The 16,518-nt window shown below is 57.8% G+C and carries 14 protein-coding genes; 1 reads left to right on the top strand and 13 read right to left on the bottom strand.

What is annotated here, in order from left to right; translation table 11 throughout:
• Positions 1-38: 38 nt before the first annotated feature.
• The 7 genes from MOMUL_RS07540 to MOMUL_RS07510 form a co-directional block, all read right to left on the bottom strand.
• Positions 39-2,426 carry an endonuclease MutS2 gene (locus MOMUL_RS07540; protein WP_062283577.1) on the bottom strand — a complete coding sequence of 796 codons (2,388 nt, stop codon included), beginning with the start codon at positions 2,424-2,426 and terminating at the stop codon, positions 39-41.
• A gap of 58 nt (positions 2,427-2,484) precedes the next feature.
• Positions 2,485-2,955 carry a PIN domain-containing protein gene (locus MOMUL_RS07535; RefSeq protein WP_062283574.1) on the bottom strand — a complete coding sequence of 157 codons (471 nt, stop codon included), beginning with the start codon at positions 2,953-2,955 and terminating at the stop codon, positions 2,485-2,487.
• Positions 2,948-3,196, bottom strand: a complete 249-nt coding sequence (locus MOMUL_RS07530) for a type II toxin-antitoxin system CcdA family antitoxin (protein WP_054935444.1) — start codon at positions 3,194-3,196, stop codon at positions 2,948-2,950. The genes MOMUL_RS07535 and MOMUL_RS07530 overlap by 8 nt, the downstream gene beginning before the upstream one ends.
• A gap of 61 nt (positions 3,197-3,257) precedes the next feature.
• Positions 3,258-5,843 carry a U32 family peptidase gene (locus tag MOMUL_RS07525; RefSeq protein WP_062283572.1) on the bottom strand — a complete coding sequence of 862 codons (2,586 nt, stop codon included), beginning with the start codon at positions 5,841-5,843 and terminating at the stop codon, positions 3,258-3,260.
• A gap of 105 nt (positions 5,844-5,948) precedes the next feature.
• Entirely contained in the window at positions 5,949-6,134 is a 186-nt protein-coding gene (locus MOMUL_RS07520) for a hypothetical protein (RefSeq protein ID WP_062283569.1), read from the bottom strand.
• 334 nt (positions 6,135-6,468) lie between these two features.
• Complete coding sequence (locus tag MOMUL_RS07515; protein WP_062283566.1) at positions 6,469-8,715, bottom strand: sigma 54-interacting transcriptional regulator; 2,247 nt, start codon at positions 8,713-8,715, stop codon at positions 6,469-6,471.
• 217 nt (positions 8,716-8,932) lie between these two features.
• Positions 8,933-9,139 (bottom strand): helix-turn-helix transcriptional regulator, encoded by a 207-nt coding sequence (locus MOMUL_RS07510; protein WP_064774358.1) that lies wholly within the window; start codon positions 9,137-9,139, stop codon positions 8,933-8,935.
• Between the two features lie 218 nt (positions 9,140-9,357).
• On the opposite strand from MOMUL_RS07510, the gene MOMUL_RS07505 reads away from it, so the two are divergent.
• Positions 9,358-9,831, top strand: coding sequence for a helix-turn-helix domain-containing protein (locus tag MOMUL_RS07505; protein ID WP_062283561.1), 474 nt, complete (start codon positions 9,358-9,360; stop codon positions 9,829-9,831).
• A 52-nt stretch (positions 9,832-9,883) separates the two neighbouring features.
• On the opposite strand, the gene MOMUL_RS07500 is transcribed toward MOMUL_RS07505, so the two are convergent.
• From MOMUL_RS07500 to MOMUL_RS07475, 6 genes are all read right to left on the bottom strand, one after another.
• Positions 9,884-10,504, bottom strand: a complete 621-nt coding sequence (locus MOMUL_RS07500; protein ID WP_062283558.1) for an SGNH/GDSL hydrolase family protein — start codon at positions 10,502-10,504, stop codon at positions 9,884-9,886.
• Positions 10,485-10,709, bottom strand: coding sequence for a pepsin/retropepsin-like aspartic protease family protein (locus MOMUL_RS07495; RefSeq protein WP_062283555.1), 225 nt, complete (start codon positions 10,707-10,709; stop codon positions 10,485-10,487). Before MOMUL_RS07495 ends, MOMUL_RS07500 begins: the two co-directional genes overlap by 20 nt.
• A 99-nt stretch (positions 10,710-10,808) precedes the next feature.
• The gene (locus MOMUL_RS07490) at positions 10,809-12,530 is read right to left on the bottom strand and encodes an NADH-dependent [FeFe] hydrogenase, group A6 (RefSeq protein WP_062283553.1); all 1,722 of its coding nucleotides are present in this window, start codon (positions 12,528-12,530) and stop codon (positions 10,809-10,811) included.
• A gap of 23 nt (positions 12,531-12,553) precedes the next feature.
• Positions 12,554-15,589: an NADH-quinone oxidoreductase subunit NuoF gene (gene nuoF, locus MOMUL_RS07485; protein ID WP_062283551.1), complete on the bottom strand. Its 3,036-nt coding sequence runs from the start codon at positions 15,587-15,589 to the stop codon at positions 12,554-12,556.
• Positions 15,590-15,958 (bottom strand): (2Fe-2S) ferredoxin domain-containing protein, encoded by a 369-nt coding sequence (locus tag MOMUL_RS16220; protein WP_062283810.1) that lies wholly within the window; start codon positions 15,956-15,958, stop codon positions 15,590-15,592. It lies immediately after the preceding gene.
• Positions 15,958-16,512: an ATP-binding protein gene (locus tag MOMUL_RS07475; protein WP_062283548.1), complete on the bottom strand. Its 555-nt coding sequence runs from the start codon at positions 16,510-16,512 to the stop codon at positions 15,958-15,960. Before MOMUL_RS07475 ends, MOMUL_RS16220 begins: the two co-directional genes overlap by 1 nt.
• Positions 16,513-16,518 lie beyond the last annotated feature (6 nt).

The following is a 16,518-nucleotide window of genomic DNA, read 5'->3' as shown; positions in this document are numbered from 1 at the left end:
TTAGCCCGGGGCTTTTTATTGGCTTCCTGCCTCATGCCTCATCTTCCAATATCCACTACCGTAACGCCGCTGCCGCCTTCGCCGGCCCCACCCAGGCGAAAGCCCTTGACCAGGGGGTGCTGCCGCAGGTATTCCTGCAAGGCTGCCCTTAAGGCACCGGTGCCCTTACCGTGGATTAAGCTCACCTGGTTTAATCCCGCCAGGACGGCATCATCCAGGTAGGCATCAACCCGGTGGCAGGCTTCTTCTACCGTCAGCCCCCGCAGGTCGATCTCCGGCCTGATATCGTCATTACCAGCCGCTTTTACCAGCCAGCCAGGTTTAGTGTCTTCTTTTTTAGGACCATTTTTAGACCCGGCCCGGGCTACGTCTTCTAACAGCCGCAGTTCCTTTAAAGGAACGGTAACCTTCAAGGCGCCGACCTGGACCAGGACTTCCCCCTGGTCATTGGGGGGGCTCAAGACTTCCCCTGCCTGTCCCCAGGCTAGAAGGTAAACCCTGTCCCCGGCCTGGAGATTTTCCGGCGGCCGGTTTGGGGCTGCCGGCCGGTATTGAGCAAGCCCTGCATCCACGGCATCTTCCAGTTCCTTTAATTGCCGGCGCGCCCGGGTTACTGCCTGCTGCTGGCCGCGTAAACTTTCTTCAGCCATGGCCTTTTCCAGGCGGGCCATGATTTCCCTGATCTCGGCCCGGGCCCGGCGTAAGAGCCCCCGGGCTTCCTCGCGTACCTTCTCCATTTCCCTGGCGGCCTGCTGCTGCCATGCCTCTTTAGCCCTCTCCAGCTCGGCCCTGGCCGCCTCCGCCTCCCGGCGCAAAATCTCGGCTGCCTCCCGTTCCCGGGCACTCACCCGCTTGTCTTCAGCCAGGCCGGCTATCAGGCGGCTGACCCGCTGGTTTTCTTCCCCGAGGAGGCTCCGTGCCCGTTCAATAATAGCGGGTGAAAGCCCTAAACGGGAGGCAATGACAAAGGCATTGCTCTCCCCCGGGGTACCGATGATGAGATTGTAGGTGGGCTGGAGGGTGCGGCTGTCAAATTCCACGGCGGCGTTTTCCACCCGCGGGGTAGCATAGGCATAGGCCTTCAGTTCGCTGTAGTGGGTGGTGGCCACCGTCCTGGCCCCGGCGCCGGTGAGGTAATCCAGGATGGCCATGGCCAGGGCCGCCCCTTCCGTAGGGTCAGTACCGGCCCCCAGTTCATCGAGGAGGACCAGGCTGCCCGGTGTTACCTCTTTTAAAATAGCGACAATCTGAGCCATGTGGGCCGAAAAAGTACTTAATGATTGCTCAATGCTCTGCTCGTCGCCGATATCGGCATAGACGGCGGCCGTAGGATCAACCTCCGTGCCTGCGGCTGCCGGCAGGTGCAGGCCACACTGGGCCATGAGGGTAAATAAGCCCACGGTCTTTAACGTTACCGTCTTGCCGCCGGTATTGGGACCGGTAATGACCAGGGTATCAAAATCTTCGCCCAGGGTGAGGCTGACGGGCACCACCTTTCCTTTAAGCAAAGGATGCCGGCCACGGTAGATGTGCCAGCGTCCCTCATTATTCAACCGCGGTTCTACGGCCGCCATCTCCTGGCTTAAGTATCCCTTGGCCAGGGTAAAATCCAGTTCACCCAGGGCAGCCAGGGTAATTTCCAGCGTCTCCTTCTCCCGGCCGATAAGATTGCTTAAATGTCGCAGGATGGCCTCTATTTCCCTGGCTTCAGCAGCTTGAAGGCGGCGAAGTTCATTATTTAGCTCTACCAGGGCCATAGGCTCGATAAATAGAGTCGCCCCGCTGGCCGACTGGTCGTGGATCAACCCCGGTACCTGGTGGCGGTACTCCTGCTTGACCGGGAGGACATAACGATCATTGCGGATGGTATACAGGTTATCCTGGAGGTATTTCTGCATTTCCGGCGAACGGAGGTAGCCATCCAGGCGTTCTTTTATCCTCTCCTGGGTCTTGCGTACCTGCTGCCGTAAAGCTAAAAGCCGTGGCGTCGCCTGGTCTACAACCTCGCCGTCGGGACCAATGGCCTGGCCGATGGCCTTTTCCAGGTGGCGGAAATCGCCGATCCTGGTGGCCATCTCCCGCAACACCGGCCAGTTGCCTTCCAGGCCCAGGAGGAACTGCCGCAATCTCCTACCCCCGGCCAGGGTGGCAGCCACCCGCAGTAACTCCTGCCCCTCCAGGAGCCCGCCCACGGCCGCCCGGGCCACCTCCACCCGGATATCATGGATATTGCTCAAAGGGATATCGGGGTAACGCCGCAGCACCTGCTCCGCTTCGCTGGTAGCCTGGAGGCGCCGGCGGGCCACCTCCAGGTCCCGGGCCGGCTGCAGGGAGCGGGCCAGTTCCGCTCCCAGGGGTGAGAGGCATTTCTCCTCCAGCCGCTGCAGGATTATATCCAGTTCTAATTTGCTATAAATCTTGTTCAATGTATTGCCTCCATTTTACTCCGGCCCATCCCCTGGAAAAACAAAGTCCCTGATCTGGTTAACTGCCAGACCGGGAACTTGTTTTATCGCCAATGCCCCTTTCTAACTCCGCTAGTTTATCTTGCAGGTCCCAAACTTCCAGGCCGGTGATAATTGTAAAATGTTTGGGGTTGGTTGTTAAAAGCGGTACCTGGAGTTGCAAGGCCGTGACGGCAATTACCGCATCAGCCAGGCTGGCAGTAAATCCCTGAGCCCGCAGTCCCCGCGCCAGCAATCCGGCCCTGGTGGCCAGTTGCTCGTCAAGAGGAATTACCTTGACGCCTGTAAAAAACTGGCGTGTTGGCTCTATTTCCCGTTCCTTCGCTCCCTGCCAGATCTCGGTAACACTCACCGCCGCAACAGCCATCTGGCCTTCATCAACTAAAGAATTAAAAAGTTCCATCATGCCTGTTATATTACGAAGATGGGCAATGATTGGCCCTGTATCCAGCAAGCAGACGAATTTGCCCTTGGATACATCTTCAATCAATATTCTTCCACCCACCCCTGGTCTCTTCCACATATTTCGTAATATCGGTGATAGTTTGTAGTTCCGGGTGGTCTTCTTGCCGCCAGGACCCGACACTTTTCTTAAAGCCCCTACGGGCGCGATCCCGCGCTACATACTCTTGCATCCCGGCAGTAATATAAGCACTGAGGTTTGAAGTCAAATGTTTCAATTCTTTTACTAGATCCTCCGGCATGGTAATGGATATTTTAACGGTTTTCATGCCCCCCACCTCCCCATCCTATAATACTACATAATAATCATACTTGCAAGTAATACCAGATCTAAACCACTCCCCGGAAATAATGACCGCGGGTAATGCCGGCAGGAGCCAGGGCTTCCGCTTCCCCGGCCAGTGCCGCCAGGATCTCCCCTGCGTCCCCGTTCTCCAGGGCGGCCAGGGCCTCGCGATACAGGCCCGTCACCCGCCGGATATAGCCGGGAGGCTTTTCCCGGGCTTCAATCCGTATCCAGTCAAGGCTCAGGGCGGCAATTTCCTCCAGGTGGTCGATGAGGCTCATTTCCCTGGCATTATATAAATAAAAACGGCACTGCCGGTCGGTAGTGACAGGGAATACCAGGCCCAGGCGGTCTTTTAAACCGTAACGTCCCCGCCGGCAGGGAGCAGTGCAGGCCCGGCCCGGCCTTTTGCCCCCCAGGCGCGCCCCCAGGACGCAGTGGGCCGAAACCATAAGGGGTAAGGCCCCGTGGACAATGGCTTCTACCGGCAAAGGAGGGTCCAGTTCCCGCAGTTGTTCCAGGTTCATTTCCGGGGAAAGGGTTACCCCCGTAAGCCCTGCTCCGGCTAGGGCTTTGAGAGACCAGGTATTGAAGGCATTGAGGGGATAGTCGCCCCACCCGGCCAGGCCGTACTCCTTTAAAATTTGCAGGCCGCCAAGGCCGGCAATGAGGAAAAGGCTTGCTCCGGCAGCCGCCAGCCTTTCAAGTTGCCGGGCCACGGCTGCAGCTTCGGTCTCATGCCAGATCCGCGGCAGGGCCGGGATGACTGCCGCCCCCTTTTCTCCCGCTGCGGCCATTAGCTCCTCCAGGGCAGCAGGGTCCGGGGGTTCCCGGTCCTGCCAGGTTTCACCGGCGAGATAAACCCGCCCGGCCCCGGCCGCCAGGGCGGCCCGGGCTCCTTCCAGGTCGCCCACGGCCACCGCCAGGCGCGGCACCCCTCGTAAGTCCTGCCTGCCGGGACCGGCTGTACCTTCGTTCCAGGGGCCGCGCCCCTTGCCTGTCTCTAACCCGGCCCCTGGCCTCCCCCGCCCCTGCCGGGGTAGGAGCTGTTCCAGGCCTTCCTCAAATTCTGCTGCCGGCGGCACCCGCTGCGGAAAGATTGCCAGGCGTACTTGACGTAACTTTTCTATAGCTTCCCGGCGGGCGCGGTTTAACTCGCTTAAGGGCACCATCACCGGCCCTGCCAGGCTGGTAATGAGTTCTGCCAGCCGGTAGGGGGTATTGCCCAGGCGGCCTAGCTGCTCTGCCAGTACAGCTTCATCCAGGGGGTGCCGTTCCGCCACCGCGGCGGCTACAGAAGTCCGGGCCTGGACCCGGTGCCCCTGGGGATCAATAACCTCCAGCTTTAAAGGTTCTCCCGGCCGGGCCTCAACCTTCATGGCCAGGGGCAGGCGTCTCTCTTCCCGGGGTGAGGTATAGGTGCGCCGGACTTCCTTCAGGAGTTCTACATCGCTGGTCTTAAAAATGCGGTCCCCGGGCCTGGTTGACGGGGGCAGTTCCAGGGCCACCGTAGTCCCTGCCGGGGCGAAGGTTACCTCCCTGCCTCCCTGCCAGATATGGTGCACCACCAGTCCTTGATGGCCGCCCCGGCTGACCCAGACTTCCAGACCGTCCCCCTGGCGGAGGGGGGCTTCCAGGTGGACCAGAAAGCGCTCCCCCTGGCGCCGGCCGGCCCGGCCCAGGTAAAGGCCGCGATTGCTGGGCCGGCCATAGCTCATCAGCTCAGCCCCCGGGTCCCCTTCCAGGTAGCCCGGGGTAAAGTCGCGGTTGAAGATCTGGGCTACCGCCCGCTCCTCTTCCGGCAATACCTGGAAACCTTCCGGGTCAGCCAGGTAACGGTCAATAATCTTGCGGTAAGCCCTGGTAACTACGGCCACATACTCGGGACGCCGCATCCGCCCTTCAATCTTAAAAGCTTTAACACCCGCAGCTATTAACTGCGGTACCCGGTCCAGGGTATAGAGGTCACGGGTGCTTAACAGGTGTTCCGGTTTCAACTCCAGCGGCCTTCCCCTCTCATCGACCAGGGTATAGGCCAGGCGGCAGGGCTGGGCACAGCGGCCGCGGTTGCCGCTGCGGCCTCCTACCATGCTGCTAAGCAAACACTGGCCGGAATAAGAAAAGCAGAGGGCGCCGTGGACAAAGGCCTCCAGTTCTATTTCAACCTGGCGGCTGATGGCCCTGATATCGGCCAGGGATAACTCCCGGCCAAGGACGACGCGCTGGAAACCCTGCTCCTGCAAAAACTTGGCCCCGGCGGCGCTGGTTACCGTCATCTGGGTGCTGCCAATGAGGGGCAGTTCAGGCAGGAGCCTCCTGGCGAGGGCCGCCAGTCCCAGGTCCTGGACAATGATGCCGTCCACCCGGGCTTTACCCAGGAAATAGAGGTAATCTAAGGCTGGCGCCAGTTCCCTGTCGGCCAGGAGAATATTGACGGTCACGTAAACGCGGGTGCCGCGCTCATGGGCGTAGTCAATGGCCGCCAGGATTTCTTCCTGGGAAAAATTTTCCGCTCCCTCCCGGGCATTGAACTGCTTCCCGCCCAGGTAAACAGCGTCAGCGCCATTGCCTACTGCTGCCTTTAAGGCCTCCGGGCTACCGGCCGGGGCCATGAGTTCCACCTTTACCATTGTGCCACCTCAAGGGATATTATACCGCCAGGAAAGGCAATAAAAAACGCCGGCAGCAAATATTTTACCGCTCCCGGCGTAAAAATGTCGTCTGTAGTTAACATCTTAGTTTTGATCCACCCGGCACAGGGCTTTTTCATGGGGCGAATAATCAGCCCCCACAAACCAGTCCCAGTTGGACCGCAGGCAGTTATAACGTTCATCCAGGCGGGCATAAGCTGCATTTAACTCGTTAGCTGTTAGGGTGGGCAGTCCACGCGTGTATTCTACCTGGGCTAAAACCTGGGCCATTTTTAACGCCTCCCTTGGAAAATTCCTTTTGCTAGAGTTATTTTACCATACTTTTTTAACAGTTGCGTCATTCTTCGCCTACAAGGTCGTTTCCCCCTCCCCAGTGGTTGAAAATCCCTCCTGAACGGTTTTTTGTACTTCCCTTCACTATTTTATAAAGATGCAAATCCCGTGCCAGGCCATAAAAAAACGGCCTTCGCGCCTTGAGAGGCCTTGCGAAAGTCGTCTTTTTTACAAACCTGGAATCCGGTGCAATAATACAGTTATTTGGATTCACCGCTCTTGATAGCCCCAAAAATACGGCTTTATATTTATCCATATTTTTGTATCATGTTCATTTGTTTGTATTGGCTTTTTTATTCGCGGGCCGCAGGTTATAGCGTTTGATCATTTCATTGAGGGTGCTGCGCTTCAGGCCCAGGATTTCTGCAGCCCGGGCCTGGACCCACTGGCTTTCTTCCAGGGCTTGCACGATCAGGCTGGTTTCATAGGCCGTCACCGCTTCTTTGAAACTCATCCCCCTGGTATAGGCCCAGCCCGAAGTACCTGTTGACAGATTGCGGAACTGCCGCGGCAGGTCGCCGAGTTCGATTTTTTTCCCCTCGGTTAAAATTACCGCCCGTTCGATGACATTCTCCAGTTCCCGCACGTTGCCCGGCCATTCGGCCCGGACCAGGGCGTCCATGGCCTCGCTGGTAAAGCCGGTAACCTCTTTGCCCAGGCGCCGGCTGATCTTTTCCAAGAAATGACGGGCAAGCAAGGGAATATCGTCACGCCGTTCGCGCAGGGGCGGCAGCCAGATGCTGATGACATTGAGGCGGTAAAAGAGTTCGGGCCGGAAGGAACCTTCCCTGACGGCCTTCTCCAGGTCGCGGTTGGTAGCCGCGAGCACCCGGACATTGACCCGGGTGGGCCTCGTTTCTCCTACCCGCAAAAATTCTCCTTCCTGGAGGACCCGTAAAAGTTTACTCTGCAGCCCCAGGCTGATATCGCCGATTTCATCCAGGAAAATGGTTCCCTCATGGGCTTCTTCAAAGAGCCCCTTTTTGGCCGTCACCGCCCCGGTAAAGGCGCCCCGGGCATGGCCGAAAAGCTCGCTTTCCAGCAAAGTTTCCGGCAGGGCGGCACAATTGATGCTGATGAAGGGCGCCTCACTGCGGCGGCTGTGGTAGTGGATGGCCCGGGCCACCAGCTCCTTGCCGGTACCGCTTTCCCCGCGGATGAGGACGGTAGCGTCAGTTTTGGCCACCTTTTCAATCAGGCGATAGACTTCCTGCATGGCGGCGCTATTACCCACCAGCTGGCCAAACTGGCCCTGGAAGACCTTGAGTTCCTGGCGCAGGTGCAGGTTGCTTTTTTCCAGCTGGGCAATGAGATAGGGCAGGCACATGCGGTTTTCGGCCAGGCCGTGGTAGACGGCAACAGCCTTCTCCCGGCAGGAAGGATAGCCACAGGCACCGCAGTTAAGCTCGTCTTCCGGCGTCAGTTTGCCCAGTTCGGCTAGAATACCCCGGATGTCAGCCTCGCTGGGGCGGGGGAAGAAGATAGTTTTATCATGGAATTCCCGGCGTAAGTTTATACCTTCCAGGTTTATGGGTTTGGGTTTAGCCTGTTCCAATCCCTGGCGGGTAAATTCGGCTACAATTTTGCGCCGGCGGAAGGAGGAAAATTTATTTTCCTGCATAGGGCCGTTGATACAGCCCTTGCAGAAAAGCATATCGACCATCTGGGGGACCATTTTACCCTCGTTAACGGCCTTCAAAAATTCCAGGCAGTCCTCCCGGCCTTCCACCACCAGGACCTGGTTGGCCAGGATATCGGCATCAATCCCGGCACTCCTGAGCAGGCCACCGCCTATAGGGTACAACCGGCCCAGGTAGGCCGGTTCACTGTCAAAGTCGAGGTTGCCGCACGCACTGACGTCGATTTGCCGCGCAGCCAGCATTTCCTTGAGTTCAGGAAAGGTAAGGACGGCGTCGATGGCCCCGGCCACTTCTTCTTCGCGGGCCTCGCCTTTTTTGGCCACGCAGGGGCCGATGAAGACCAGGCGGTTGTCGGGTCCCAGTTTTGTCTTAAGATAACGGCCCAGGGCGATCATGGGTGATACTACCGGCACCAGCTGGGGTAAAAGGCGGGGATAATACTTGCTTACCAGGTTTACTACTGCCGGGCAGGGGGTGCTGATCAGGCCCTGGCGTTCCCCGGCTTCCTGGAGGTAGCGGCGGTATTCCAGGGTGACCAGGTGGGCGCCAAAGGCCACTTCATGGACTTCGGCAAAACCCATCTGCTTCAAGGCTGCCACCACCTGGCCCGGCCAGGCGGGGTGAAATTCGGCCACAAAGGAAGGAGCCAGGCAGGCAATGGTCCGGCTGGAGGCCAGAAATTGCTCCACTTTTTTTATTTCCTGTTCTACCACCTTGGCCTGCTGGGCACAGACCTGGACACAGTGTCCGCAGGCTATACACAGCTCCGGTACCACCCGGGCCTGGCCATCAACTACTTTTATCGCTTTGACCGGGCAGTTACGGATGCAGGCGTAACACATCCGGCATTTACCTGTGATGGTTTTCACTATTTCCATGACATACCACCCTCAACCGTACCATTTTTCCTTATCTATTATACAATACATCTCGCTGGATGGCGAGACGGATTTTTGAATTAACACCCGGTGATATTTAACCGCTGACGGTTTTCCCTTAATATACCATGGCAAAAGAAAAGCTACCTTATAAAGGTAGCCTTAAAAAAGGAAGTACACTAGGTGTACGCCATTGACTAAACAGGTAGGGCTATCACTATTCGTGATTATTATTGCTAAAAAACAACTCATCTACCGTCAGGCCGAAAAAATCGGCCAGTTTCTTCATGGTGTCCTTTCTGGGATAACGCTGGCCCCTTTCAATCATGGCATAGGCGCTCTGGGTTATCCCTACAGCTATCGCCACCTTCTTCTGGGTGAGGCCGCGTTCCCGGCGTAACTGGTACATTTTTTCATTTCGCATAGAGATCACCATATATGGTTAGGAAAAACTCCTGTTAGTAATAATTTAATCACGTTTTGCAATTTATGTCAAGGGATCGCGGGTTAAGTTATTACAATTAGTGATATAATATTGCCTGCTATCACAAAGAGTGTTAAATTGGCAGTAGTTGGCTGACTTCCGGCAACGATGTTATCGCTGTCAAATCTTATAGCTTATAAGTCAACTGGGGGTCTATCATGAAATCCCTTGGCGAAAGATTAGCAGCTTTACGTAAAGAAAAAGCCTTAACCCAGGCTGAAATGGCCCGCCGGCTCAATATGGGCCAGAGTACCATTGCCATGTATGAAAGGAATAAGCGTTCCCCCGATGCCGAAACCCTGCAGAAGCTGGCGGATTTTTTTAAGGTATCCGTTGATTTTCTCCTGGGACGGACCGATACTCCCCATCCAGTAGTCTATGAACCCCAGGATGAAAAGCAACGGAAAACAACCTTGCTTCTCCAGGAACCGGGGGTCAGGACTTTTTTTGCCGATCCCCTGTTTGAAGATTTGTTTAAACGCCTCTCTGAACTAACACCCCGGGAAAAAGCCAAACTGGCCCGGTACTGGAACCAGGCCTTGAAGGATATAGAAAAAGAAAGGCTAAAGCTGCGGCAGTGCGGTGTCCCGGACCTACCGGCAGGTAGAAATAATGATAAAGAGCATACTTAACGTTACACCCCCGCTGGTGCGCCCTCCAGAAACCTGCCTCTGGAGGGTATAACTATTTTCGGTGGAGCACCGGTCTGTTCGCTTGCTGCGTTAACTTCCGGAACAAATCAATGGCTACCCCGGCCATGACCTGGTAACCCCGGCGACTGGGATGGGCGTCATCAACAAAGTATTCCCTTTTACCCCACCCCGTTGCCGGGTCCAGGAGGGGGGTATAAAAATCCAGCAGCTTTATTCCCCGAGACAGGGCCAGGTCCCGGCAGGCTTCGCGGTAAGCCTCAAGAAGACCGGCCATCTTCTCCAGGAAGGGGACAGGGATATCTGAACCCGTTTGACAGAGGGGCGGCGGCAGGGCCATTACCGGCTGGATGCCGGCCCGGAGGGCCTTATCCACCATAGCCCGGACATTGTCGATTACTTCCGTAACGGTAAATCCCGCCCAGGCGTCGTTGGTTCCTCCCATAATAGTTACTGCCCGGGGCTTGAGCCGGATAACATCCTCGTCGAAACGGGCCAGCATTTCGCCCGTCGTTTCGCCGCTTATGCCCCGGTTTACCACCACCAGGCCGGTTTCCCTGGCCGCCAGCTCCAGCCAGGAAGCCTCCGGGCCAAAGGGGTATCCCCAGGTCAGGCTGTCGCCCATGCCTACGAGATCAACAGGCAGGTTGCACATTGGAGCTGCGTACCTCCAAGGTATCTAAATCTACTATTGCTTTAATGCTTGTTAAAAAGTCCATTCCAAGGATGCCGTCAATACTAAAACCATAATCCATTGCTTCACTTTCTATCGAAAAATCGCAGGCAATAAGGGAACCTAAAGCAATTTTCTGAATCCGTTTTGAATAAACGAATTCTGATCCACCTACATATTTTATCATTACCTCTCCTGACCAGCAAGGCGATTGTAAGTATCTTACATAAAAAACCTTCCCGGCTCCTTAATAAGAACCGGGAAGGTTTTGTTAGTCAAGCTTACCTTAGTATTTCCCCCTTGACGTGTAGTGGGTATGGAGGAGGTGATGGGATTTTTCGCTTAAAGGTTTGCCCAGGAACTCGCGGTAGAGGGCCTGTATAGACGGGTTCTCGTGGGACTTGCGGATAGGCATCTCGGCGTCGGCCTGGTAGATGCCCTTGATACGCTGCTCCCTGATCTCGGTGTTGGTGGGTATGGGCTGGCCGCCGCCGCCGATGCAGCCGCCGGGGCAGCACATGATTTCAATGAAGTGGTACTGCTCCCCGGCCTTGACCCGCTCCAGGAGCTGCCGCGCATGGCCCAGGCTGTGGGCCACCGCCACCCGGACTTTGGTGCCCTCAATATCCACGGTGGCTTCCTTGATGCCCTTAAGGCCCCGGACATCATAGAAATCCAGGGAGGGCAGCGTTTTCCCCGTAATCAACTCATAAGCGGTGCGCAAGGCCGCCTCCATAACCCCACCGGTGGCGCCGAAGATGACCGCTGCGCCGGTGGATTCGCCCAGAGGATCGTCGTACTGCTCTTCCGGAAGGTTCCGGAAGTCAATCCCGGCTTCCCTGATCATCCGCGCCAGCTCGCGGGTAGTGAGGACATAGTCCACGTCCTGGTAACCGCTGTCCCGCATCTCCGGCCGCTGGCACTCGAACTTCTTGGCCGTGCAGGGCATGATGGAGACTACGACCATTTTGGCCGGGTCAATACCCGCCTTCTGGGCATAGAAGGTCTTGGCCACGGCGCCGAACATCTGTTGGGGCGATTTACAGGTAGACACGTTGGGAATGAATTCAGGATAGAAATGTTCCATGAACTTGATCCAGCCCGGGCTGCAGGAGGTAATTAACGGCAGGGGGCCGCCCTTGGTAAAGCGCTCGATAAATTCGGACCCCTCTTCCATAATGGTCAGGTCGGCGGTAAAGTCGGTGTCAAAGACCCGGTCAAAGCCCAGGCGCCTTAAAGCCGCCACCATCTGGCCGGTGTTGATGCTCCCCGGCGGCAGGCCGAACTCCTGGCCGATGGAAACCCGCGTGGCCGGGGCCGTCTGGACGACGACGAATTTTTCCGGGTCGGCCAGGGCCGCCCAGACCTCACTGGTATAATCCTTTTCGTATAATGCCCCTACCGGGCAAACCAGGGTACACTGGCCGCACTCCACGCAGGCGATGTCCAGGAGTTTATCCTGGAAGGCCGGGGCGATGACGGTATCAAAGCCGCGACCCATGGGGGCGATGGCCTTTACCCCCTGGACCTTTTCGCACACGGCCACGCAACGGCGGCAGAGGATGCACTTATCGGGCTCGCGGATGATAGCCGGTGTGGAATCGTCTATAGGATACTCGCTCTTTTTACCCTCAAAGCGGACCTGCCGGATCCCCAGTTCCTGGGCCAGGGATTGCAGTTCGCAGTTGAGGTTGCGGATGCAGGTGGGGCACTCCATCTTGTGGTTGGAAAGGAGCAGTTCCACATTCAGGCGCCGGGCCATCCTGACCCGCGGGCTGTTGGTCTTTACCACCATACCCTCGGCTACCGGGGCCACACAGGAGGCCATCAGGTTCCTGGCCCCTTCCACTTCCACCACGCAGACGCGGCAGGCGCCGATTTCGTTGATGCCCTCCAGGTAACAGAGGGTGGGAATGTGGATGCCCGCCTTTTCAGCGGCTTTTAAAATTGTAGTACCGGCCTCAACTTCAACCGGGATGTTGTCAATGGTCAGCTTCACGGTACTCAACTTCTTCGCCTCCTATCTTCCGCCTATTCCCGCACGTCGCAGCGCAGGCAGCGGGACGCCTCGGCTACCGCGGCCTCAAGGTCATAACCCAGCTCTACCTCGGCAAAGCCCGCCAGCCGTTCTGCCAGGTCGAGGCTGGGCGCGACTTCCCGGGCCGTCTTCTCTTCAATCACCGGCGCCGTCCGCTGGCGCTTGATTTCCATCTCAGGTACAATCACGCCGTCACCGCCCAGATAACGGTCAATGGCCGCCGCCGCCCGCTTGCCGGCAGCAATGGCGCCGATGACGGTATCGGGCCCGGCCACGCAGTCACCGCCGGCAAAGACGCCGGGCAACCTGGTGGCACCGGTCTTTTCGTCAGCAACCACCGTACCGGCGCGGCTTACTTCTAACCCGGCCGGGATACTCTCCGGATCTACCGCCTGGCCGATGGCCGCAATGACGACGTCCACCGGCAAGGTGAAGTCGGCTCCTTCGATGGGTACCGGCCGCCGCCGGCCGCTGCGGTCAAATTCACCCATGCGCATGCGGCTGCACTTAATGGCCGTAACCCTGCCGTTTTCGCCCAGGATGGCCACCGGATTGGCCTGGCAGGTGATTTTGACGCCTTCTTTTTCCGCCTCGTGGATCTCCTCGCGCAGGGCCGGCATATCGTCCTTCTGGCGCCGGTAGATGATGTGCACCTCTTTTGCCCCCAGGCGCAGGGCCGAACGGGCGGCGTCCATGGCCACATTACCGCCACCGATGACGGCCACCACTTTATCTTTTACTTCCGGCGCCTGGCCCAAGTTAAGCTGCCGTAAAAAGGTAGCGCCGGCGTATACGCCTTCCAGTTCCTCGCCCGGTACGCCGAGCTTCTGGTCCTTATGGGCACCGATAGCCACAAAGACGGCTTCATACCCCTGCGCCTGCAGGTCCTCCAGGCTAAAGTCGCGCCCCAGGGCCTTGCCCAGCCGCAGGTCTACTCCCAGTTCCAGAATAGTATCAATCTCCGCCTGGAGGGTCTTCTTCGGCAGGCGGTACTCGGGAATGCCTACCGCCATCATGCCGCCGGCCACCGGCAGGGCTTCAAAGACGGTCACGCTGTAACCCTTCAGGGCCAGGTAGTAGGCTGCCGTCAGGCCCGCCGGGCCGGAGCCGATCACAGCGACCTTTTTCCCGTTAGGCGGCTTAATTTCCGGTCGTGGCCGCTGGCCGTTGAGCTTCATAGCATAATCGGCGGCAAAGCGCTTGAGCTCGCGAATGGCCAGGGGCTGGTCGATCTTGGCCCGGTTGCACTTGCCCTCGCAGGGATGATTGCAGACCCGGCCGCAAACTACCGGGAAGGGATTCTCCCGCCGGATAACTTCGTAGGCCTCGGCAAAGCGCCGCTGGCGGATGAGGTCGATGTAAACGGGCACATCCACGTTGGCCGGGCAGGTATTCTGGCACGGCGAGTTAAAAAGGGCCGCGCAGACGCTGGCCGGGCAGCGGTGCTCGCGGATGTGGGCCAGGTATTCATCCCGGAAGTATTTAATGGTACTCAGGACCGGGTTGGGCGCTGTCTGGCCCAGGCCGCAGAGGGCCGTGTCCTTAATCTGCTGGCCCAGCTCCACCAGCAGGTCGAGGTCTTCTTCTTTACCCTGGCCTTTGGAAATGCGGTCCAGGATCTCCAGCATGCGAGTAGTGCCGATACGGCAGGGGGTACACTTGCCGCAGGACTCGTCTTTGACAAAGTCCAGGAAGAACTTGGCCAGGTCCACCATGCAGGTGTCTTCGTCCATGATAATCAGCCCGCCGGAACCCATAATGGTGCCCAGGGCCGTCAGGGATTCATAGTCAATGGGGGTGTTCAAGTATTCCGCCGGGATGCAGCCGCCCGAAGGACCACCCGTCTGGGCTGCCTTGAACTTCTTGCCATCGGGAATACCGCCGCCGATGTCGTAGATAACCTCGCCCAGGGAGGTACCCATGGGGATCTCCACGAGGCCGTTGTTGTTGATCTTACCGGCCAGGGCGAAGACCTTGGTCCCCTTGCTCTTTTCAGTGCCGATGCTGGCAAACCATTCCCAGCCCTCGCGGATAATGGTCGGTATATTGGCCAGGGTTTCTACGTTGTTGATGACCGTTGGCTTGCCCCACAGTCCGGATACAGCCGGGAAGGGCGGCCGCGGCCGCGGTTCACCCCGGCGTCCTTCGATGGAGGCGAGTAATGCTGTCTCTTCACCGCAGACAAAGGCACCGGCGCCCAGGCGGATATCAATGTCAAAATCAAAGCCGGAGTTAAAGAGGTTCTTGCCCAGGAGACCTTTCTCCCTGGCCTGCTGGATGGCTATCTTCAACCGGTTCACGGCAATCGGGTATTCTGCGCGCACGTAGATATAACCCTGGCTGGCGCCGATGGCGTAACCGCCGATGGCCAGTCCCTCCAGGACGGCATGGGGATCGCCTTCCAGGATACTGCGGTCCATAAAGGCCCCCGGGTCGCCCTCGTCGGCATTGCAGACGATATATTTAACCGGTCCCGGCGAGCGGTGGGCAAACTCCCATTTGAGGCCGGTGGGGAACCCGCCGCCGCCCCGGCCGCGCAGGCCGGATTTTTTGATCACATCGATTACTTCGCCGGGAGTCATGGTAGTCAAGACTTTACCCAGGGCCTGGTAACCGTCGCGAGCAATATATTCATCAATGGATTCGGGATTAATGAGACCGCAGTTGCGCAGGGCGATACGCACCTGGTGTTTGAAGAAAGGAATTTCTTCAAAGGCCTTGACGGCAGCTTCCGTCTCCGGCTGCTTGTAGAGCTTGCGTTCCAGCACCCGGCCCTTGATAAAGTGTTCTTCCACCAGCTCCGGGACATCCTCCGGGTGGACCTGGGTGTAGAAAACCCCTTCCGGGTAAACCATCATATTGGGGCCGAACCGGCAGAAACCGAAACAACCAGTGTCGACGACCTGGATTTCCTTATCAAGGCCCCGGGCCTTGAGCTCCCGGATAAGGGCCTCTTTAGTTGCCGGGCTTTCCGAGGCCGTACAGCCGGTACCGGCGCAGACCAGGACGTGGGCACGATAAAATTCCATTTACTCTTCCCCCCTGTTAACAACCCATTCACTAATCACAATCCCGTTAACTATATGCTGGGCGACAATCTGCCGTGCCTTGTTGGCATCCACCTTGCCGTAGGTTACCCGCGGCTTCCCCGGCAGGATGACGTCCACCAGGGGTTCCTGGGCGCAGAGACCGATGCATCCTGTCTGGGTGACGGCCACATTGGTGAGGCGGCGCTTGCCCAGCTCATCAAGGATAGCGCTCATAACCTCCCGCGCGCCCGCGGCAATGCCGCAGGTGCCCATACCGACGACAATCTTTGCCTTTTGATCCGCCTCCCGCAGGCGGATGGCTTCCAGCTGGGTTTCTTTGATTTTTTGCAGTTCTTCCAGGGACTTGATCACTTACCTTCACCTCCGTACAATTCTGCCACTCCTTTATTGATATAACGCTGGACCCAGTCCAGGACCGGCCCGCAGTTTAAAGGTATCTCCCCCAGGTGGAGCTGCAGCCAGGTAGAAGAAAATTTGAATTCCTTTTGACCCCGGCGGTGGTAATAAACAAGCTCTACCGGTTCTTCCCGGCTCAAAGCAGCGGCTATGGTCGCTCCCATGTCGCCCAAAGGCGGCAGATCCGGATGGCTCAGCTGCATGGTAGCCACCACCCGGGTCCCCTGGCCCGGCCTGGATTCTAAAAAAACGTCACCCCCGCACTGGGCCGCCGTGGCCTGCAAGAGGGGCAACCCCAGGCCTACCTTTCTGGTGGCCCGGGTGGTGTAAAAGGGGTCCACGGCCTTCTGTAAGGCTTCGGCTCCCATACCACGGCCGTCATCCCGGACCTCGATGGTCACCAGGTCCCGCCCTTCATCCTCTTCAATGGTAATGAGGATATGGCGCGCCCCGGCGGCCAGGGCATTTTCCAGGAGATCAAGAATATGCAGGGCCAGTTCTTCCATGGCTTT

The sequence above is a fragment of the Moorella mulderi DSM 14980 genome, assembly GCF_001594015.1.
GTDB lineage: Bacteria > Bacillota > DSM-521 > Neomoorellales > Neomoorellaceae > Neomoorella > Neomoorella mulderi.
The sequence above is the reverse complement of the archived record's forward strand: the minus strand, read 5'-3'. Positions and strand labels throughout refer to the sequence as shown.

Excerpts from the sequence above, each read along its gene's own strand:
- MOMUL_RS07510 (WP_064774358.1), bottom strand. The coding sequence starts at position 9,139 with ATGCGAAATGAAAAAATGTACCAGTTACGCCGGGAACGCGGCCTCACC.
- MOMUL_RS07500 (WP_062283558.1), bottom strand. The coding sequence starts at position 10,504 with ATGTGCAACCTGCCTGTTGATCTCGTAGGCATGGGCGACAGCCTGACC.
- MOMUL_RS07530 (WP_054935444.1), bottom strand. The coding sequence starts at position 3,196 with ATGAAAACCGTTAAAATATCCATTACCATGCCGGAGGATCTAGTAAAA.
- MOMUL_RS07520 (WP_062283569.1), bottom strand. The coding sequence starts at position 6,134 with ATGGCCCAGGTTTTAGCCCAGGTAGAATACACGCGTGGACTGCCCACC.
- MOMUL_RS07495 (WP_062283555.1), bottom strand. The coding sequence starts at position 10,709 with ATGATAAAATATGTAGGTGGATCAGAATTCGTTTATTCAAAACGGATT.
- MOMUL_RS07525 (WP_062283572.1), bottom strand. The coding sequence starts at position 5,843 with ATGGTAAAGGTGGAACTCATGGCCCCGGCCGGTAGCCCGGAGGCCTTA.
- nuoF (WP_062283551.1), bottom strand. The coding sequence starts at position 15,589 with ATGGAATTTTATCGTGCCCACGTCCTGGTCTGCGCCGGTACCGGCTGT.
- MOMUL_RS07505 (WP_062283561.1), top strand. The coding sequence starts at position 9,358 with ATGAAATCCCTTGGCGAAAGATTAGCAGCTTTACGTAAAGAAAAAGCC.
- MOMUL_RS07475 (WP_062283548.1), bottom strand. The coding sequence starts at position 16,512 with ATGGAAGAACTGGCCCTGCATATTCTTGATCTCCTGGAAAATGCCCTG.
- MOMUL_RS07515 (WP_062283566.1), bottom strand. The coding sequence starts at position 8,715 with ATGGAAATAGTGAAAACCATCACAGGTAAATGCCGGATGTGTTACGCC.